Source organism: Gluconobacter oxydans DSM 3504 (assembly GCF_000583855.1).
In the GTDB taxonomy this organism is placed as follows: domain Bacteria; phylum Pseudomonadota; class Alphaproteobacteria; order Acetobacterales; family Acetobacteraceae; genus Gluconobacter; species Gluconobacter oxydans.
On the sequence record NZ_CP004373.1, the window covers coordinates 1,125,133 to 1,145,036 of the forward strand.

At 63.3% G+C, this 19,904-nt stretch carries 18 protein-coding genes; 11 read left to right on the plus strand and 7 right to left on the minus strand.

Annotated features, from left to right (window positions below; genetic code table 11):
- Positions 1–11: 11 nt before the first annotated feature.
- Positions 12–1,337 (plus strand): UDP-glucose dehydrogenase family protein, encoded by a 1,326-nt coding sequence (locus GLS_RS05060; RefSeq protein ID WP_193363849.1) that lies wholly within the window; start codon positions 12–14, stop codon positions 1,335–1,337.
- A 9-nt stretch (positions 1,338–1,346) separates the two neighbouring features.
- Here the strand turns inward: GLS_RS05060 and GLS_RS05065 are convergent, their stop codons facing one another.
- From GLS_RS05065 to GLS_RS13635, 7 genes are all read right to left on the minus strand, one after another.
- Complete coding sequence (locus GLS_RS05065; protein WP_011252492.1) at positions 1,347–2,753, minus strand: sugar porter family MFS transporter; 1,407 nt, start codon at positions 2,751–2,753, stop codon at positions 1,347–1,349.
- 225 nt (positions 2,754–2,978) lie between these two features.
- On the minus strand, positions 2,979–4,859 hold the full coding sequence (cysC, locus tag GLS_RS05070; RefSeq protein ID WP_041111462.1) for an adenylyl-sulfate kinase: 1,881 nt from the start codon (positions 4,857–4,859) through the stop codon (positions 2,979–2,981).
- Positions 4,860–4,861: 2 nt separating this feature from the next.
- A complete protein-coding gene (cysD, locus tag GLS_RS05075) occupies positions 4,862–5,656 on the minus strand; it encodes a sulfate adenylyltransferase subunit CysD (RefSeq protein ID WP_024716878.1) in 795 nt (264 codons plus the stop codon).
- 77 nt (positions 5,657–5,733) lie between these two features.
- The gene (locus tag GLS_RS05080) at positions 5,734–6,414 is read right to left on the minus strand and encodes a phosphoadenylyl-sulfate reductase (protein ID WP_011252495.1); all 681 of its coding nucleotides are present in this window, start codon (positions 6,412–6,414) and stop codon (positions 5,734–5,736) included.
- A 143-nt stretch (positions 6,415–6,557) separates the two neighbouring features.
- Entirely contained in the window at positions 6,558–7,583 is a 1,026-nt protein-coding gene (locus tag GLS_RS05085; RefSeq protein ID WP_052327472.1) for a class I SAM-dependent methyltransferase, read from the minus strand.
- Between the two features lie 270 nt (positions 7,584–7,853).
- Positions 7,854–8,759: a sigma 54-interacting transcriptional regulator gene (locus GLS_RS05090; protein WP_456303656.1), complete on the minus strand. Its 906-nt coding sequence runs from the start codon at positions 8,757–8,759 to the stop codon at positions 7,854–7,856.
- Positions 8,683–8,913 (minus strand): hypothetical protein, encoded by a 231-nt coding sequence (locus GLS_RS13635; RefSeq protein ID WP_456303657.1) that lies wholly within the window; start codon positions 8,911–8,913, stop codon positions 8,683–8,685. The genes GLS_RS05090 and GLS_RS13635 overlap by 77 nt, the downstream gene beginning before the upstream one ends.
- Positions 8,914–9,012: 99 nt before the next feature.
- Here GLS_RS13635 and pspA point away from each other — a divergent pair, with 99 nt between their 5' ends.
- From pspA to GLS_RS05140, 10 genes are all read left to right on the plus strand, one after another.
- Positions 9,013–9,696 (plus strand): phage shock protein PspA, encoded by a 684-nt coding sequence (gene pspA / locus GLS_RS05095; RefSeq protein ID WP_041111463.1) that lies wholly within the window; start codon positions 9,013–9,015, stop codon positions 9,694–9,696.
- A 27-nt stretch (positions 9,697–9,723) separates the two neighbouring features.
- A complete protein-coding gene (pspB, locus tag GLS_RS05100; RefSeq protein ID WP_041111464.1) occupies positions 9,724–9,960 on the plus strand; it encodes an envelope stress response membrane protein PspB in 237 nt (78 codons plus the stop codon).
- Positions 9,957–11,300 (plus strand): hypothetical protein, encoded by a 1,344-nt coding sequence (locus tag GLS_RS05105; RefSeq protein ID WP_041111465.1) that lies wholly within the window; start codon positions 9,957–9,959, stop codon positions 11,298–11,300. Before pspB ends, GLS_RS05105 begins: the two co-directional genes overlap by 4 nt.
- A 3-nt stretch (positions 11,301–11,303) precedes the next feature.
- The gene (locus GLS_RS05110; protein WP_041111466.1) at positions 11,304–12,671 is read left to right on the plus strand and encodes a GIN domain-containing protein; all 1,368 of its coding nucleotides are present in this window, start codon (positions 11,304–11,306) and stop codon (positions 12,669–12,671) included.
- 71 nt (positions 12,672–12,742) lie between these two features.
- On the plus strand, positions 12,743–13,528 hold the full coding sequence (locus tag GLS_RS05115; RefSeq protein ID WP_011252502.1) for an MlaE family ABC transporter permease: 786 nt from the start codon (positions 12,743–12,745) through the stop codon (positions 13,526–13,528).
- Positions 13,525–14,328 carry an ABC transporter ATP-binding protein gene (locus GLS_RS05120; RefSeq protein ID WP_041111467.1) on the plus strand — a complete coding sequence of 268 codons (804 nt, stop codon included), beginning with the start codon at positions 13,525–13,527 and terminating at the stop codon, positions 14,326–14,328. The genes GLS_RS05115 and GLS_RS05120 overlap by 4 nt, the downstream gene beginning before the upstream one ends.
- Entirely contained in the window at positions 14,325–14,531 is a 207-nt protein-coding gene (locus GLS_RS05125; protein ID WP_034953917.1) for a hypothetical protein, read from the plus strand. Before GLS_RS05120 ends, GLS_RS05125 begins: the two co-directional genes overlap by 4 nt.
- 171 nt (positions 14,532–14,702) lie before the next feature.
- The gene (radA, locus tag GLS_RS05130) at positions 14,703–16,106 is read left to right on the plus strand and encodes a DNA repair protein RadA (protein ID WP_041111468.1); all 1,404 of its coding nucleotides are present in this window, start codon (positions 14,703–14,705) and stop codon (positions 16,104–16,106) included.
- A gap of 205 nt (positions 16,107–16,311) precedes the next feature.
- On the plus strand, positions 16,312–17,916 hold the full coding sequence (locus GLS_RS05135) for a Hint domain-containing protein (RefSeq protein WP_080691897.1): 1,605 nt from the start codon (positions 16,312–16,314) through the stop codon (positions 17,914–17,916).
- Between the two features lie 20 nt (positions 17,917–17,936).
- Positions 17,937–19,901 carry a glycosyltransferase family 4 protein gene (locus tag GLS_RS05140; RefSeq protein ID WP_041111469.1) on the plus strand — a complete coding sequence of 655 codons (1,965 nt, stop codon included), beginning with the start codon at positions 17,937–17,939 and terminating at the stop codon, positions 19,899–19,901.
- The last annotated feature ends 3 nt before the right edge of the window (positions 19,902–19,904 follow it).

The following is a 19,904-nucleotide window of genomic DNA, read 5'->3' on the forward strand; positions in this document are numbered from 1 at the left end:
AGGGTCCAGATATGCGTATTGCAATGGTCGGTGGCGGATATGTCGGTCTTGTCTCAGGCGCCTGCTTCGCCGAGTTCGGAGCCGACGTCACCATCGTGGAGCGGGACCCCAGAAAGCTTGAGGCCCTCAATGCCGGTCGCATCCCCATCTACGAGCCGGGGCTGGACACTCTCGTCAGCAGCAATGTCGACGCCGGTCGCCTGACATTCGGGGATGATCTCGGCGCCGCCATGAGTGACGCCGATGCCGTCTTCATCGCCGTCGGCACCCCGACGCGACGCGGCGACGGCCATGCCGACCTGACCTATGTCTACGCCGCAGCCGGAGAAATTGCCCGAGCTGCGAAAACGGATCTGCTGGTCGTTACGAAATCCACGGTTCCCGTCGGCACAGGTCGCGAAGTTGCCCGCATCCTGCGCCAGACACGCCCGGACCTGACCTTCGACGTCGCCTCCAATCCGGAGTTCCTCCGCGAAGGCAACGCGATCGACGACTTCATGCGTCCCGACCGCGTCATTGTCGGGATCGACCGTTCGGGACCGGATAAAGGCGCCCGCGCCCAGGCCCTCATCGAACAGCTGTACCGCCCGCTGATGGCCATTCAGGCCCCGATCGTGCTGACGGATCTGGAAACGGCGGAACTGACCAAATACGCCGCCAATGCCTTCCTCGCGATGAAGGTCACTTTCATCAACGAGATGGCCGATCTGTGTGAGAAAGTCGGCGGCAACATCCATGACGTCGCACGCGGCATGGGCCTCGACCAGCGGATCGGCAGCCGCTTCCTTAGCCCTGGTCCGGGCTATGGCGGCTCCTGCTTCCCCAAGGACACCCGCGCCCTGACCGCCATTGCACAGGATGCCGGCGCCCCCACAAAACTGGTCGAAGCCACGGTCGCGATCAACGAAGCCCGCAAGACCGGCATGGCTGAACGCATTATCGCGCAGGCGGGCGGCAGCCTTGAGGGCAAGACCGTCGGCATCCTCGGCCTGACGTTCAAGCCTGACACGGACGACATGCGCGAAGCGGCGTCCCTGCCCATCCTCACTCGCCTGCATGAAGCAGGCGCCGTCCTTCAGGTGTTCGATCCCGAAGGCATGGAAGCGGCCCGCACTCTCCTGCCGGAAGGCGTACGCTACTGCGACGATGCGCTGGACGCCGCACAGGACGCCGACATCGTGGTCGTCCTGACAGAATGGAACATGTTCCGCGCCCTTGATCCGGCGCGCCTTCGGAGCGCCATGCGCGGCAACGCCATCGCGGATCTGCGCAACATCTGGAGCCCCGACCTCATGCGCGAGGCCGGGTTCGATTACCGTTCGATCGGGCGGCCCTGAGAGCGCACCTTACCGGGCCCGGGCTTCGGACCGGGCCACCGCACGATCCACCGGCGCAAACGTCCCGTTCCGCAGCCGTCGCTCCAGCTCCTCAAGGGACTGACCCTTGGTCTCGGGCACATAACGCAGCACAAACCAGAATGCGAAGGCGTTGACGCCAGCAAACAGCCAGAACGTCCACCCCGCGCCCAGCATCTGCACGAGCGACAGCGTGGTCAGGGAAATCAGCAGATCCGCCCCCCAGTGGCTTCCGGCCACGAGACTCATGCCCTTGCCACGGCAGGACAGCGGATAGACTTCCGCCCCCACCAGCCAGATGGCGACCGACAGACTTCCCGTATTGAAAATGGTATAGGCCATGACGGCCGCAACCGTGATCCATGCCCCGATCCCGCCGGTCAGATGCATCGCAAACGTCGTCCCCAGAACCGCAAGCGCCACCACGGCGCCTGGCAGCATCCGCAGGAGCAGCGTCCGCCGCCCCCAGGTATCAACAGCCCAGCCCCCGAACACTGTCGCAAAAACCATGCCCACACCGACGGCCACAGAGGTCAGCAGGGCGGAATCCTGCCCGAAACCGGCATCGGCAAAGATCGTCGGCGCGTAATACATGACGGCATTGATGCCCGTGAACTGACACAGAAGCGCAATCCCCACGGAAGCCGTCAGCGCAGGCCGCACCCAGGGCTTTGCCAGTTCAGACCACGGCGCCTGCACATCGTGGTTTTCAATGATTTCCTCCAGTTCCCGGTCCGCCGCCTCATCGGACAGACGCACACGCCGCAGAACCGCCCTTGCTTCTTCGATCTGCCCGTTCAGGGCCAGCCAGCGCGGGCTGTTGGGCAGGAACGCCATGCCCACGAACAGGATCAGCGCAGGCAGCATCCCGATCCCGAACATCAACCGCCAGCTCGAATCCCGCAGCAGATAGCCGGTCACGAAAGAACTCGTGATGCCGAAAACCACCGCCAGCTGAAAGCCGACAACAAGCCGTCCCCGACGCTCCGGCGGCGAGACTTCCGCGATATAGATCGGAACAATCTGCGACGCCGCGCCGATGGCCAGACCGAGGATCAGACGGGCAATGATCAGAACAGCCACACTCTGCGCCGAGGACACAACGACCGTCCCCAGAAGGAACAGCGCCGCCGCGATCATGACCGTGCGCCGGCGCCCGATCCGGTCGGAAATGCTCCCGGCCCCCAAGCACCCGATCAGCGCACCCAGAATGATGGCCGATGTCACGATTTCCGCCCCAAGCGTATCCAGATGGAACTGGTTGCGAAGCTGGAGCAGGGCAGAAGAGATGATGCCGGTATCATATCCGAACAGCAGCCCTCCCGTTGCCGAAATGGTCGCAATGAAATTCGTCAGGGCATGTCCGCTCAACCGTCCGTGCGCGTTCCTGTTCTGCATCGTGAAACCTTCCACCGCGAAGCCGCAGGCCGTTATTCGTGAGACAATCTGCCTGCGTTAACGCTCCACAACAGGAAAGTAACATCACAAAAGTTATGGTTTTCGTTTTTATCGTGAACTTTCTCGTGTGCCATTCGGCATATCCCTGAGACGGCAGACATGAAAAAACCCCCTTCCCGTCAGGAAAGGGGGGTTCTGACGTCTTTGCCGCCGGGAAAGCCCGTCTTACGGCTGGACAATCCGCAGAATAAACGCCGTCAGGGTGTTGATGGCCTCCTGTTCCGGACGGTCCGCAGGCAGACGCAGTTCCGGAGAAACCGGCGCTTCGTAAGGCGCGGAAATGCCGGTGAATTCCGGGATCTTTCCAGCACGTGCCGCGGCGTACAGTCCCTTCGGATCCCGCTTTTCGCAGGTTTCCAGCGGCGTATCGACGAAGACTTCATGGAAGTTCTCGCCCACGATCTGCCGCGCCTGTGCCCGGTCCGCCTGAAGCGGGGAGACCAGCGCCACGATCACGACCTGCCCGCTTTCGGCCAGGATCTTCGCCACATGCGCCGCACGGCGGATGTTCTCGTGACGGTCTTCCGGCGAGAACCCAAGATCGCTGCACAGCCCGGCCCGCAGAGTGTCCCCGTCCAGAACTGTTGCATTGATCGCCTGCTCGGACAGCGCCAGTTCGGCCGCGCGCGCCACCGTGCTTTTGCCCGAACCCGGCAGACCCGTCAGCCAGAACACACCGCTCTTGTGACCCCGCGCCTGCACCTGACGGGCAGCGGACACACGGCTGGCCGTGGGATGGATGGCATGTTCACCGTCCGCCAGTTCAGCCGGACCAATCAGCGGCGCACCACCAACGATGCGCTGGTAACGATCCACCAGAACGCCACGCCCGTCACCAAATCCCGGCGAGAACGGATCGAACAGCACCGCATGGGACGCCGCCAGCGTGATTTCCGCAAACCCGTCTGGCGGGACGCTGTCGCCTTCACGCAGGGTCAGGTCTTCCAGATCGACCACAGCGTCAATGGAGGCCACCGTCACGTCATGCTCGGCCGTGGCCAGACGCAGCGTAAAGCTCTCGCCCACGCGCAGAGGCTCGCCACGCAGCCAGAACAGGCGCGTGCGGATCCGGGCCGAACGCTCCGGGGCCGCAGCCTTGTCATCGGCGGGGAACAGCAGATCACCACGGTCCGGCACCAGATCCGGCTCCAGACGCAGGGCAATGGACTCACCTGCACCCGCGACCGGAAGCTCCGGCGCATGCCAGCGGCAGACTTCCGCCACTGTCGCAACCTGGCCCTGCGCGCCGATGCTCAGACGATCTCCCGCACGAACGGTCCCACGCTCGATCCGGCCCGCTACGTAGCGGATACCGTCAAAGCGATAGACATCCTGCACCGGCATCCGGAACGGCAGCGCAGCACGCGAAGCCGGCGGCGGCACATTGGCCAGCGCCTCGACCAGTGTCGGGCCCTTGTACCAGAGCGAACGCTCGGAGCGGCTGGCGATGTTGTCGCCATCGCGGGCAGAGGCCGGCACCACAGCCTCGACTTCGATTTCCAGGCGGCCCAGAAGCTGGCGCACATCGGACTCGACCTTGACGATCTGCGCCTCGTCAAAGCCCAGAATATCGGACTTGTTAAGCAGCACGATCACATGGCGGATGCCGATCAGGCGCAACAGCATGGCGTGACGCCGCGTCTGCTCCTGCGCACCCTCCTTGGCATCGACGACCAGCACGGCGGCCTCCGCATCGGCGGCCCCGGTAATCATGTTGCGCAGGAACTGGCGATGGCCTGGCGCATCAACGATCACGAACTCACGCGAGCCCAGACGGAACGGAATCCGCGTGGAATCGACGGTCACGCCCTGATCGCGTTCAATCTGAAGGGAGTCGAGCAGGAAGCTCCACTCCACCGCCAGACCACGCTTGCGGCTACTCTCAACAATCTGCGCCAGCTTGCCGTCCTGAAGACTGTCGGTGTCGTACAGAAGGCGCCCGATCAGCGTGGACTTGCCATGGTCGACATGCCCGACGATGACGATGGGCGTCGCTGCGGCGCGGTGGGTTTCCGAAAAGCTCTCGGTCACGATGTTGTCACCCATTTTCACAGATATCCCGCTACACGCAGACGCTCGAACACGTCCTCGGACTCATGATCCATTGCACGACCGGCGCGCTCGGATGTCCGGCTGGTTTCCAGTTCGGCAATCACTTCCGCCACGGTGGAGGCATTGCTCTCGATGGGGTTGGTGATGTCCTGATCGCCCAGCGAGCGGTAACGCTTGCCGTCTTTGGCGAAATACAGATCCACCAGCGGAATGCCCTCGCGCTCGATATAGCGCCAGATGTCGATCTCCCGCCACGCCAGCAGCGGATGGACGCGGATATGCATGCCGTCTTCATACGGCGTGGCATACTGGTCCCAGAACTCCGGCGGCTGGTTGCGCACGTCCCAGCGATGCCCGGCACCACGCGGGCTGAACACACGCTCTTTCGCACGGGTCGCCTGCTCGTCACGACGGATACCGGCAATAACGCCCCGGAACTTGTGCTTGTCGATCATCGCAGCCAGACCGGCCGTTTTGCGCGCGGCAGAGCGCGCAGCCGGCGGCAGGGACGGGTCGATTTCCTCAACCGGCGGGCAGTAGCCCAACAGCAGGTCCAGGTTCCACTTCTTCGTATATTCGTCGCGGAAGGCATACATTTCCGGGAATTTCTTCTCGGTATCGACATGCATGACCGGGAACGGGACATGCCCCATGAACGCCTTGCGCGCCAGCCAGACCATCACGTTGCTGTCCTTGCCCAGCGACCACAGCAGGGACAGGGGCTTCAGCTTGCGATAGGCCTCGCGCAGGATGAAAATGCTCTGGGCCTCAAGCTGGTCCAGATCATCCATGATACGCGGCTGTGCCAAACCGGTGGTGGACTGATCCCGGGACAGGATCCGTGTTTGCGTCATTATCCGCTCCGTAGTCATGCCGGCCTGTGAATGCCGCATTCCGTCTTGGCCAGACCGGCCCAGCGGCCCGCCCGTCCATCTTCACCATCCTTGACCGCCCTTGTGCATGGAGCACAACCGATCGAGGTGTAACCTTTTGCAACCAGAGGGTGCCGTGGCAGGTCCCGGCGCTGCATCTGCGCCTCGATTTTCTCGGGGCCCCAGCCCGCCAGCGGGTTGAGCTTCACGCTGCCATCGGGCTGCGGATCAACCAGCGGCAGCGCCGCCCGCGTCGCGGACTGGCTGCGCTTGCGCCCCGTGATCCAGACATCGAAATCCGGAAGCACCAGATCCAGCGGCTCGACCTTGCGCAGCGCACAGCACGCATCCGGGTCGAAATCCGCGAGCTGATCCTGTGGATCACGGTCATGCAGTGCTTGCGGCGTAGGAGACAGGGTCCGGACATCCGAAAGCCCCAGCCTGCGGGACAGTCTGTCACGGTATTCCAGCGTTTCGGGAAAATGCCGCTTCGTATCCAGGAAAAACACCGGAACCGAAGGGTCAGCCTGCGCCACAAGATCCAGCAGAACTGCCGACTCCGCCCCGAAAGACGAAATCACAGCCACGCGTCCCCGCAGCAGATCCAGAGTCTCCCCCAGCACCCGGTCTTCGGGGATCTGGCGGAGATGATCCAATTCCGTCCGTGAGAGAGGCATGCGCTGCACCTACCTGTGTCCAGATCAGTCATGCCACCTGCGTGGCACGCCCCGAGACATAGGCGCATCATCCGCAAAAATAAACTATTTTATTTGATATAACTTTTTTGTTTCGTGATTATATCACGTTGAGCGCACGTTTTTCAGCGCAATCTCCGTCGCACAGGCGCAGTATATCGCCAGGCCGCGGACTGCCGCAGCCGCGTCATTCCCGGAAGACCCCGCAAACGCTCCCGCCAGTGCGAACCGTCCAGAGGGGGTTCGTCCTGTAAAACACGAGACTCTTCTGCCGGTTCCACTTCCTTCTGCCGCGCCGCCGCAGACCCTGGAAGCGGATCCGCCGCCTCACGCGCCATACGCTCCCAGCTTTCCACACGCCGGCGAACATCCGGCTCAACCCGGAAAAACACCCCGAATTCAAACCCCGGCGGCGCCGTATCCTCAAACCCCGCGCACGCCAGATCCAGAACATTGTTCCGCGCCAGAGGGATCATCAGTTCCGCAAGATACCGCGGCGTGAACACCCAGCAATGCACATCCACATAATGTGACGGATCGGACAGCGCAGGACGCACCCAGTCCAGCGCCTCTTCAAAGGAAAATTGCGCCGTCATGTCACCGGGCGCACTCACCCCCTCGTAAAAATCCTGACAGCGCACCTCGGAATCGCGCACCTTGTTCAGCGCGAAATCGAGAATGTCACGCGCATCCGGCGTGCGCCGCTTCTGCATCCAGGCGACCAGCAGATCCGCCAGGCGGGTCGGCGGTCGCAGCGCATCGAAGGAAAAACGGGCATCGGGCAGCATCAGGCGGATTTCGCCCTCCGCCGACAGCACTTCGGACGCCTCGGCCAGCCAGCCGATCAGATCCGGAACATGCTCGCCCACATGCGACGCTACGACCAGATCAAACAGCCCGTCCACGCACTCTTTCAGGGGACGATCGAGCCAGACGACATCTACCGGAGCCAGATTGTCACGGGTCACGCCCGGGTCCCAGGCAAACTGACGCAGCAGCCCTTCCGTATCGACCCGGTCCGCATAAAGGACGTGACACTCTTCCCGCGTCAGGACCGGCGTCGTCAGCGCCCCGATTTCCAGGCAGCGGGCCTGACTGAAATCAATGCCGCGCCGCAGGGCCGCCTGACGTTTGCGGAAAATTTCTGGCACGGAACCTCGATCTCTGGACAGGAGCCTGACGCGACAGACCCGGAAAACACAAACGCCGGAACGCGCCCGCGGGAAAGGCTATAGGAAGCCGGTTAAAAACCTGTCAACGCTGGCGCAGTCCCGACACCCTCAGGCGAAATGGCGCCCCGCCCCACATAATGGCCCACTCCGCCATTATAGCTTCTGCAAAAAGCCGGTTCGACAGCCTGAAAATCCCTCTGAACGCCATCTGGCACGGTTCATGCATCATGGGATTTCATGGACATGCTCTCACCCTTTTGCACCCAGCGCCTTGCGGGCTTCCTTGTCCGCCAGACCGTGCAGCCGCAGATGATGGCGGAACTGATAGTAGGTCAGGCCGAGCAGTTCGGCCGCGCGCCGCTGGCTGAACTGCGCCTCGCGCAGGGCGGCTTCCAGAAGGCTGCGTTCATGCGCCCGGACATCCGCCCCGAAGTCCCGGGGAAATGTCAGCGCCTCGCCTATGCTTACGCTCCCCATAGGACCAGCAGCCGGCGCGGCCATGCTTTGCCAGTCCGGCGTCACGAACGGGTCCAGCACGATCTCGTCCAGAGCCTTTTCGGGGCGATCCATCCGATAGACGCTGCGCTCGACCACGTTGCGCAACTCGCGCACATTGCCCGGCCAGTCATAAGCCTGCAGGCGCGCCAGCGCCCGGTCCGTAAAGCCCGCGAAAACCTTCCGTCCCAGTTCCGCGCTCATGCGGGTGGCGAAATGCCCGGCCAGCAGCGGAATATCCTCGGGACGGGCGCGCAGCGGCGGAATGTTCACGACATCGAAGGCCAGCCGGTCCAGCAGATCCGCCCGGAAGCGCCCCTCCCGCGCCATGGCCGGCAGATCGGCATTGGTGGCCCCGATCAGCCGCACATCCACGCGAATGGTCTCGCTGCCGCCCACGCGCTCGAAACTGCCATATTCGATCACCCGCAGCAGCTTTTCCTGCACGGCCTGCGACGCAGTGCCGATCTCATCGAGAAACATCGTGCCGCCATCCGCCCGTTCAAAACGCGACAGGCGGCGCTTCTGCGCGCCCGTAAAGGCACCCGCCTCATGGCCGAACAGTTCGCTGTCCAGCAGCGCTTCAGGGAGAGCCGCGCAGTTGAGCTTCACCAGCGGCCGGTCCCAGCGGTCCGACAGCAGAGCCAGACGCGCAGCCACCAGCTCTCCCGCGCTCGCCGATCACGAGAACCGGCCGCTTCAGGGGCGCAAGTCGGGAGACCTGATCCAGCATCTCCAGAAATGCCGGAGCCCGCCCGATCGGGGTCGGCACCTCGTCCATATCGGTGCTTCTCGCCATTTTCTGGTCTCTCACGCCCCTGTTCCGGTCTTCAGTTCATAACACCCTCAAAACAGCATCGCTGACAAGGGCAGGCATTCTGTCCTAAGTCTCTCCAACAGGAAGGAAAGCATCATGGGTATTTTCTCTCGCCTCGCCGATATCGTGAACTCCAATCTCAATGCGATTCTCGCCACCGCCGAGGACCCACAGAAAATGATCCGCCTGGTCATCCAGGAAATGGAAGACACGCTGGTCGAGGTCCGTAGTCAGGCCGTCCGTACGATCGCCGAGCGCAAGCAGCTTGAACGCCGCGTCCGCACCATGATGCATGAGGAAGACGAGTGGCACCGCAAGGCCGGCCTTGCCATCGAACGCGGTCGTGACGATCTGGCCAAGGCCGCCCTTGCTGCCCGTCACAGCGTCGAACAGTCCCGCGAGGCGCTGGAGCAGCAGATCGCCCAGATTTCCGACGGGCTGGACCAGCAGAACGACGACATCTCCAAGCTCCAGGCCAAGCTTGCGGATGCCAAATCCCGCGAAAAAGCGCTCTCCATCCGCGCACGGACCGCACAGGGCCGTCTGAAAACCCGCGAGAAGCTCTATGACACGCGCATCGACGACACCCTGAACCGTTTCGATCAGGTGGAACGCGCTCTTGATGAACTCGAAGGCAAGGCGGAGGCGTATGATCTGGGACGCCGCACCGGCAGGCCGTCGCTTCAGGAGGAACTCGCAGCCCTCGAAACCGATGCGGTCGTGGAAAACGAGTTCGAGGCCCTCAAGCGCCGTGTTGCCGAAAAGAAAAATGCAGGCTGATCATTCATCCGCCACTGGAACTCCGGAATGAATAACGACACACTCGCCATTCTGCTTATCTTTGGCCTGCCAATGGTCGCCCTCGTCGTTGGCGCGATAAAATCCATCGCAAAAGATAAGTCGACCAGTCGGCCCGATCCCATGCTTCAGGTCGCCCTGACACAGGCCGAAGCCCATGCTACGCGTCTGGAAGAAAGGATCGACCAGCTCGAACGCATCCTCGACGAGGATATCCCGGGCTGGAGAGCAAGGAACGCACGATGACACGCCGCCCCGTCTTCTTTTCCGGCCCCCGCCCGGCGCTTCTGGCCCTGCTGGCGGGCGTGGCCCTGCTGGCGCCTGCGGCCCATGCCGCACGGATGACCCTGTCCGGAGAAGACCTGGACCTGTCCGTTCCCTGCACCGGACAGGTCAGGGTCGTGGTCGATCCCGCCATGAAGGACGGGGCGACCCTTGATTCGAGCAGCATGGCCCAGGTCGCGATGCACACCGGCAAGGAAGAGGCGCAGAGCCGCATTTCCATCGCCACAAAAGCCTGCGCGCCGAATGGAAAGCTGACGATCAGCATTTCCCCGAACACCGGCCTGACCATCCATGACAGCCACGACACGCATTTCGTCATCACGGGAAAGCTCGCCTCGCTCGACGCCAGCCTCGATTCCACGACCATGGACATCGAGGACACGCAGTCGCTGGACCTGAACATGCAGGGCGCCTCCAGCGTCCATATCAAGTCCCTGGAACGCGCGGCGCAGATCGTGGCGTCGGGAGCCTCGACCCTGACGGCCGACACCGTCCAGCTCACAGCCCTTTCGGCGCAGCTGACGCAGAATGCGGCCATGACCCTTTCCGGCAGCAGCATTGATGCCCTGACGCTGGTGACGGCCGATCAGGCCAGCGCCACCATTCTGGGTCATGCGACTGTCGCGACCGTCGCGGCCAACGGGACGGGCGAGGTCAATATCGAAGCGGTTTCCGGACCGATGGTGCGCTCGGGCAAAGGTACCGTACGCGTCGGTGCGCAGAACGGCGTGATCTACCGCCCGACACCGCCGCCCCCCGCCCCGCTGCCTGTCCCCGCGACACCTGCCCCCCAGCCGTCCACTCCGGTTCAGGCTCCCGCAACGGGTACGGAAGCGGCCGCAACCGTCCCGGCACCGGTCGTGCCGGCGCCAGCTCCGGTTCCCGCACCGACGGCGCCATCCGTACCTGAAAGCCCGACCGTACCGCAGGCCCCCAGCGTCACGCCTTCCGCGAAAGCCGCGCAGCCGGACAGTACACCGGTTACAACAACACCCCCGGCCGCAACCGCGCCCGCTACGGAAGCGCCTGCAACGCCTTCGACATCCGCCAGTGCATCCACACCGGTCGCGGCACCGCAGACCGCAGCGCCAACCGCGCCCCAGACGTCGCCTGCCGCTCCTGCCGCCCCTGCACCACAGGACAGCAAAACGCCCGCCAAGCCGACCGTCACGCCCGTGCCGGAAAGCACGCCGGCTCCCACCACCCCGGCACCTGCACCCCCGCCACCAGTCACTCCAACACCGGCAAACCCCGCAACGGTCACGCCGCCGGCTGCCGGAAACGGCTCACAGGGAGACTAAGACATGCGCCAGCCTCTGCCTGCGCGTCTTGCCCTGATCGCGCTTCTGGGATGCGGCATCGCAGCCCTTCCGGGAACGGCCTGCGCAGAGCCGGCGGTCATGCCTCCGGCCCCACCGGCTCCTCCCGCGCCGCCTTCACTGGAAGCTCCCCTAGCTGCTTCCGGCACGCTGGTGATCCCCGCAACATGCCTGGACCGCCTGTCCGTCGTGGGTGGAGAAGACGCCCATATCGTTTCGGGAAGCGGCCGCCTGAAAAAACACGGCGACCGGCTGACCTTCACGACATCTGCACGGGACTGCTCAACGCAGGACAATGCCGTCGTCATGGTCCCGGCTCAGACCGGTATCGAGATCCTGTCTCCCCGAAACAACATGACGACGTATCGCATCAGCGGCGTCAACGGTGAGGTGACGGCCGTCACAGGGCGGGGCGATCTGGAGGTCGATCAGGCCGCGGGCCTGACCCTGAACATGGAAGGTTCGGGGACGGTCTCGGTCCGGCACGTCACGGGTCGGCTGACCGTACAGAACCTTGCCAGCGGTGACCTGCATATCGACAGTATCGCCGCCGCCAGTGTGAACCTGACGGCCATGTCCTCGGGCGACATCCGGATCGGCCCGGGCGATACGGATGTCCTGACGGTCCGGGATTATGGCTCGGCTGACATCGTGCTGAACACCCGCACGCGGGATGCGGATGTGACGCTCATGGGCAGCGGTGACATCACGCTTCAGAAGGTGAGCGAGACGCTGAAGAAGCGCCCCCTCGGCTCCGGCACGATCTCCGTGACCGAAAGCTCGGGCGCACGGATCACGACCTCAACCACACCCGATCCGTCCGCGATCCTGTCCGATACGGCACGAAAGGTCTTTAACAGCTTCCATATCCAGCTCGGGAATTCGGATGTGGATTCCGAAGCCCCTGCCCATCCCCGGCATCACTCCGGCGGCCACGGACTGATCGGCCTTCTGCTGAAAATTGCCCTGATCGTCTGGGCCGTGCGTCTCTTCCGGCGCTATCGCCGGACGGGCGTCCTGCCGTTCAGGAGCACGCTGGACAAAGCTGCTGCGGGATATGCCGAGGGCGTGCGAAGCTGGTCCCTGCACCGCGCCGCCTGGCGGGACACTCCGGCTGCCACCGCCACGGCCGTAATGCGGGATGCCGTGACGGGCTTCCGCCGCCAGCAGCCGGAACCGGCCGAGGATTTCTCCCGTTCCGTCCCGCCAGGTCATCCGTTGGCACGGCTTCAGGACCGGCTGGTCCGGATGGAGCGCCGGCTCGGCCTGATGGAGCAGTTCGTCACATCGCCCGATTTCAGTCTGGAGCGGCAGTTCCGGGACCTGGAACGGGCTGATGGACGCCGCGCCTGAACCCTGCTGAACACGGGGCCAAAACAACGGAAACTTTGACGTCCGGATGCTGGCAGGGTAGGGGCTGAAGGGTGAATGCCGTTCTTGACCCCATAGCGGCCCTTGGCCGTGCCGCTCTCGGCCTTATCAAGCAGGCAGGTGCTCTCGCCCTGTTCGCGCTGGAGGCTCTGTCGCATCTGGTGCGACCGCCCTTTTACTGGCGCATCTTCTTTTCCAGCCTGATCGAGACGGGATTCTTTTCCCTACCCGTCGTGGCCCTGACCGCCCTGTTCTCCGGCGCCGTCATCGCGCTCCAGTCCTATGTAGGCTTCGGACAGTATCATGTTCAGAGCGCCATTGCCGGGATCGTCGTCCTCGCCGTGACGCGCGAGCTCGGGCCTGTTCTGGCCGGCCTGATGGTCGCCGGGCGTGTGGGTGCGGCCATGTCCGCGCAGATCGGCACCATGCGCGTAACCGACCAGATCGACGCGCTCACCACGCTTTCCACCAACCCGATGAAATATCTCGTGACGCCGCGCCTGCTGGCCGGAACGCTCGCACTGCCCTGCCTCGTGCTGGTGGCCGACATTCTGGGCGTGATGGGCGGCTTCACGGTTTCGGTCGCCAAGCTCGGCTTCTCGCCCTCGACCTACATTACGGCCACGCTGGACTCACTCAAGACCATGGATGTCGTCGTGGGGCTGGTGAAGGCGGCGGTGTTCGGATTCCTGATCGCGCTGCTGGGCTGCTACAACGGCTATAACAGCCGGGGCGGCGCGGAAGGCGTGGGCTCTGCCACAACGGCTGCCGTTGTGGGCGCCTCCATCCTGCTGCTGCTGTTCGATTATCTCCTGACGGACCTGTTCTTCTCACAATGAGCATTCCCCCCGTAAGCACGCCCAAGATCCGCATCCGTGGCCTGCACAAGGCCTTCGGTTCCAAGATCGTGCTCGATGGCGTGGACCTTGATGTCGAGACCGGGACGTCCATGGTCATCATCGGCGGTTCCGGCTCCGGTAAATCCGTCCTGCTGCGCTGCATCCTCGGCCTGATCGAACCCGACGCCGGCACGATCGAGATCGACGGTGAAAACCTCCTGACGGCTTCCCGTTCGCGGCAGGACGCCCTGCGCCGACAGATCGGCATGCTCTTCCAGAATGCGGCCCTGTTCGACAGCATGAGCGTCGGCGAGAACGTCGCTTTCGGCATCCGCGCCAAACATTCAGACCGCAATGGCGCCACCCCATCCCGCGCCCAGGCCCTGCAAATGGCCGGGGACCTGCTCAAACAGGTCGGACTGGACCCGTCCGTCGGCGATCTCAGCCCCTCCGAACTTTCGGGCGGCATGCAGAAGCGCGTTGGTCTGGCGCGCGCAATTGCGGGCAATCCCAACATCATGTTCTTCGACGAACCCACGACCGGGCTGGACCCGATCATGGGGGCTGTGATCGACGGGCTGATCGTGGACTGCGTACAGAAGCTCGGCTCCACGGCCATTGCGATCACCCATGACATGGCCTCGGCCCAGCGGATCGGAAACCGCGCGGCCATGCTCTATCACGGGCGGCTGATCTGGCAGGGCGAGGCGTCCGAACTCATGCATTCCGGCAATGCCATGGTCGATCAGTTCACCCATGGCCGACGCGAAGGCCCCATCACCATGGAACTGCGCAAATGAGCCTGCTGCCCCGCTTCCCCAAAACCGATCCCGTCATCTGGAAGCGCATCGGGCTGAGCTATCTGATCGCGCTGCCCCTGCTGTTCATCATGTTCCGCAACCCACCGGCCCATCCGAACATGCTGATCCAGCTTTTGGGCTTTCTGCTGATCATCATGGTGTCCCGCCTTCTGGCACGCCTGATCCTGCGGACCGACAAGTAAGCGTCCGGGCTCTGCCCAGGCCCGGCAGGGATCGTGATCCCTGCACCCTGATTCTGAAGGTTTCCAAAGGTCGCGACCTTTGGTGGGGGCCGGGGCAAAGCCCCGGCTGGATCAGTAGCGCGGCACTCCCTATATACTGGCTTTGTTCCCCTCAGTCCGAAGAGATCCGTCTTGGCCAAAAAGCCGACTACCCGTTACGTCTGCCAGAACTGTGGCGCCACCTATCCGAAATGGAATGGGAAGTGCGAAGCCTGCGGCGAGTGGAACACGCTGGTCGAGGAAACGGTTGAGCCCACGGCCCGCAAGACTGGCAAACTGAGCGCGGGACGTCTCCAGACGGTCCGGCTGGATGGCGAAACCCGCCCGCCCCCGCGCATCACGACCAGCATTGCCGAACTGGACCGCGTTCTGGGCGGCGGTCTTGTCCCGGCTTCCGTCGTGCTGGTTGGCGGCGATCCAGGCATCGGCAAGTCCACGCTCATGCTCCAGACGACCTGCGCGCTGGCGCGGTCCGGGCATCGTGTCCTGTATGTCTCGGGCGAAGAATCGGTGGACCAGATCCGCATCCGTGCCCAGCGGCTGGGTCTGGACCGCGACCCGAAAATGCTGGACTCGCTGGATCTCGCAGCCTCCATCAATGTCGGCGAGATCGTCGGATCGCTTGAGCAGGACCGGGCCCATACGGTCGTGGTGATCGACTCCATCCAGACAATGTGGCTGGAAAGTGTGGAAAGCTCACCGGGTTCGGTCTCACAGGTCCGGGCCAGTGCATTCGAGCTGATCCGTCTGGCCAAGACGCTGGGCTTTGCGTTGATTCTGATCGGACATGTCACGAAGGAAGGGTCCCTCGCCGGGCCACGCGTACTGGAACACATGGTCGATGCCGTCATGTATTTCGAAGGCGACCGCGGGCACCAGTTCCGCATTCTGCGCGCCGCCAAAAACCGATTTGGCGCAACGGACGAGATCGGCGTCTTTGCCATGACCGATATCGGCCTGACCGAAGTCCCCAACCCGTCCGCGCTGTTCCTCGCGGAGCGACGCGGCAATATTGCCGGATCAGCCGTGTTTGCGGGGCTGGAAGGGACGCGCCCTGTCCTGCTGGAAATCCAGGCCCTGCTGTCACCAAAGGCAGGCGATGGCGCGCCACGCCGTGCGGTCGTGGGCTGGGACACCTCGCGGCTGAACATGCTGCTGGCCGTTCTGGACTCCCGCTGCGGCCTCAAACTCGCCAATATGGATGTCTATCTCAACATCGCCGGCGGCCTGCGCGTGAACGAACCTGCGGCTGACATGGCTGTGGCGGCGGCACTTGTCTCGGCTGCGACGGGCACTCCCACATCCCCCAACGCCGCCTATTTCGGCGAGGTTGGCCTGTCCGGCGAGATCAGGCAGGTCAATCAGTCCGATCTGCGTCTGAAGGAAGTGGCCAAGCTGGGCTTCGGCGAGGCGATTCTGCCCCGGCGCGTTTCAGCAGCATCCGCGCGGGTCAAGCCGCCCGCTGGACTGAAACTGCGTGAGATCGGACATCTGACGGATCTGGTCGGACTGTTCACGGAAAAAACAGAATCGTGAATATCCGGAACAAAACTAAAGTAAACGACAGTGGATGACGCTTGGTTCCTATCCATTTGTACTAAGCGTTTTTAACGATTTATTTGCAACATCTCCCGGACCGGACTGTTTATGGTTGCCACAGCAACAGTCTTGAAATCCGGACATCCGGTCGCAGCGGACGCGGCGTGAGTATTGTCCTTTCCCGACAAGGAATGCACGCGCCATGTCCTCAACGTCTTCACAGACCTCGTCCGGAACTGAAACCGGGGCAGATGGCTCCATCACCGTTGTCGCGGGTGCCACGGTCTCGGGACTGACCCTCAATGGCGTGACGCAATATGTGCTCGGCTCGGCAGTCGATACGGTCGTGCACGGCTATGAGGATAGCCAGCACTACGGCTCATTTCTTCCTACAACGACAGGCACCCAGATCGTACAATCCGGTGGCGTCGCGGATCACACCCAGATCCTGTCCGAATTCTATTATCAAGCTAATGGCTGGACGCCGCTGGACGCTCCTGCCAACCAGATCGTTCAAAATGGGGGCAGCGCCTTTGACACGACCATTCAGGGATCAGCGGTGGATACCACTCCCGGTGCCGGTGGGCGCTATTATGTTGAGGAACTGAAAGCTTATCAGACGGTCGAAAACGGCGGGTATGTCAGCGATGTTCATGTGGGGGGTGACGCCCTTTCAACAATCGAAGCCGGCGGCTCCGCGACTGATACAGTTCTTCAGGGTTCATCCGCACTTTTCTACCTCGCGGACGACATTACGTCTTGGCGCTATGAGACACTCCACCTCCAGGCAGAGCAGGATGTGGAAGGGACGAGCGAGAATGTAACCGTTCAGTCCGATGGCCTGCTTGTGGTTGACGGCACGGTCCGGAATGCCACGGTATCCAATGGCGGCATGGTGATCGCCCATAGTGGCGCCATCCTGTCCGATATCTCGGTCAGCAGCGGCGGGGTTCTGCAACTCGATTCTGGCGTATCCCTGGAAAGCCCCATTACGGTCCAGACATCCGCAGCCCTTATTTTTACCGATATCAGCGCCACAGGGGGAACAGTCAGTGCGACTGTCATCCCTGATGAGGACGGTGTTACCGGGAGACTGGAAGTCTTTTCCGGAACGACCATGGTCAAGGATATCGCCGTTCAGGGAGATTTTACCTCTCCGCTCTATTTTACCCAGGCTGCCGCCGGAAATTACCTCGAAATGGGATTCGGTACGCCGTGTTACTGTCCGGGCACCCTGATCGCGACCCCGCAAGGCGAGCGGCCGGTCGAGGATCTGGAAATCGGCGACCCCGTCCTGACCGCGAGTGGCCAGGTCCGCCCGGTGCACTGGATCGGGCGCCGCGCCTATGATCCCCTCTTCGCCTATGGCAACCGGGACATCCTGCCGATCCTGATCCGGGCCGGCGCCCTGGCGGAAGGACTGCCCCGGCGGGACCTGATGATTTCCCCCCTGCATGCCATGTTCATCGACGGGTTCCTGGTCCCCGCTCTTCATCTCGTGAACGGTACATCGATTATCCAGATCGAACGGCCGGAGACGATTCGCTACATTCACGTCGAACTTGAAAACCATGATCTTCTGCTGGCAGAAGGCGCGCCATCCGAAAGTTTTCTCGACGACGGATCCCGTGGCATGTTCCACAATGCCGAAGAGTACAGAACCCTTTACCCTGATCTGCCAGACCGGGCGCCCCGGTACTGTGCCCCCCGTCTCGAAGGGGGCGCCGAACTGGAAGCCATCCACCGTCGTCTCTGTTCTTCTGCTCCAGCCCGTGACGACAGGGACCTGACCGGCGCAGCGGCCTGAACCTTAGGAAACGCTACGCCTTGACCGTCTCCCTTGTCGGCTATGTCGATGTCTGTGACCGCGAGCAGTTTGCCGGATGGGCCCTCGAACCGGCGTGGCCGGACATGCCGGTCCGTATTCAGGTCCATGTTGACGGCGAACTGGTGGACGAAGTCGATGCTGACCGCTTCAGGGCCGATCTGCGCGGCGGGGAATGGCACGGAAACTACGCCTTTCAGAAAGTGTGGCCGGTTCCGCTGCCGCATGAAGGCGCGCTGGTCGAATTCACCGATGCGCGGGAAGGCCGCCCGCTGACTGGTTCGCCGGTCCGCATCCCGCCCCTGCCCTCATCGCTGGTGGGCGCGTTCGACGTGGCGGACCGGTATCACGTTGCAGGATGGGTCCGCGATGAGGCCTGCCCGGACCGCACAGTCTGGCTGACGGTCTGGGTAGACGGACAACCCGCCGGACGCATCGCCGCCAACCGTTTCCGCGCCGACCTGCGGGACGCGGGTTTCGGGACGGGGCGGCATGGCTTCCATCATGCCTTTTCTTCCCCGATCGATCCATTGACGGATCACGTGATCGAACTCCGGCATGGCGAGGAGCGTTTCGGCACACCCTTCACGATCCCGGGCACAGCCAGCCTGTCTGCGGATCTGAAAACCCATTTTTCCAGCATTCTGCGCGGACTGGATGCCCCGCCCGAACGGGCGGAAGCCCTGGCATTTCTCGTGGGTGAAGCCGAACGGCTCAGGACGCGTTGCGCTGCGGAACTGACGGCGCAACGCGAGCGGGAACAGGCCCGGCAGGCGCGCCGCCTTCATCCAGCGGAACCCGACAGGGCCGATCCGGCGACCACGACCGCACCACGCCCCGTCGCCCTCTTCATTGACGACCGCGCTCCCGATCCCGAACGGGATGCCGGTTCGGTTGCGGTCCTGTCCCATATCCACACCATCCGGAATCTCGGTTACCGGTGCTGCTTCATGGCTTCGCGTCTCTCTCCGGGCGAAGACGACCGCATGCGGCTGGAGCAGCAGGGCATCGAATGTCTGATGCCGCCCGTCTTTCCGTGTCCGGAAGAAGCACTCCGGCAACTCGGAAGCGGGCTTGAGGTGGTCTATCTGCACCGCCTCAACAATGCGGAGAGCTATTCCGCCCTGACCCGCGCCTTCGCCCCGACCGCCACGCTGATCTGGAGCGTGGCCGATCTGGCCTCCCTGCGTCTGCACCGTCAGGCCGCTGTCGAATCCCGGCCCGAACTCGAACGGTTCGCCAGCCGTCTGGAAGTCCGGGAAAACATGTGCGCCTGGCTGGCGGATTTTGTTCTGACGCATTCTGCCATCGAGGCGCAGCGCCTCTCACGGACCGTGCCCACAGCCAATGTCCATGTCGTACCCTGGGCCGTGCCGGTCTCTTCCCGCCGGCGCCGGCCGCCAGAGGCGCCCGTCATCGCCTTCGTGGGGCATTTCGCCCACGATCCCAATCTGGACGCAGCGAAATGGCTCGTTCTGACGATCATGCCGCGTCTGCGCCAGGTCATTCCGGGCCTGCGCTGCCGCCTGATCGGAAGCGCCATGCCCCATGCCGTCCATACGCTGGCGGCGGAGGACGTGGAGATCGTGGGCGCCGTGCCGGAGCTTCAGGACGCTTTGGCCGACGTATCCGTCTGTGTGGCACCGCTCCGCTTTGGTGCCGGGATCAAGGGCAAGGTGCTTGAATCCTGGGCCATCGGGCTGCCCGTCGTCATGACCCCGATTGCCGCCGAAGGCCTGGTGGACCCGGCAGACCCGACATGGCACGCCTCCATCGCAGACACGCCCTCCGACTTCGCGGAACGGATTGCCGCTTTTCTGGACCCCGCGACAGGCCAAAAACAGGTCCGGGCCGGACGGCGGCTTCTGAAAACCCGTTTCTCGGAACAGGCCGTTATCGCCGCCCTCTCCCCTGTCCTGCCAGAGGTCTTTCCAGCGGCCGAATCCGGCCCGCCCGTCCTGAACTGAGAC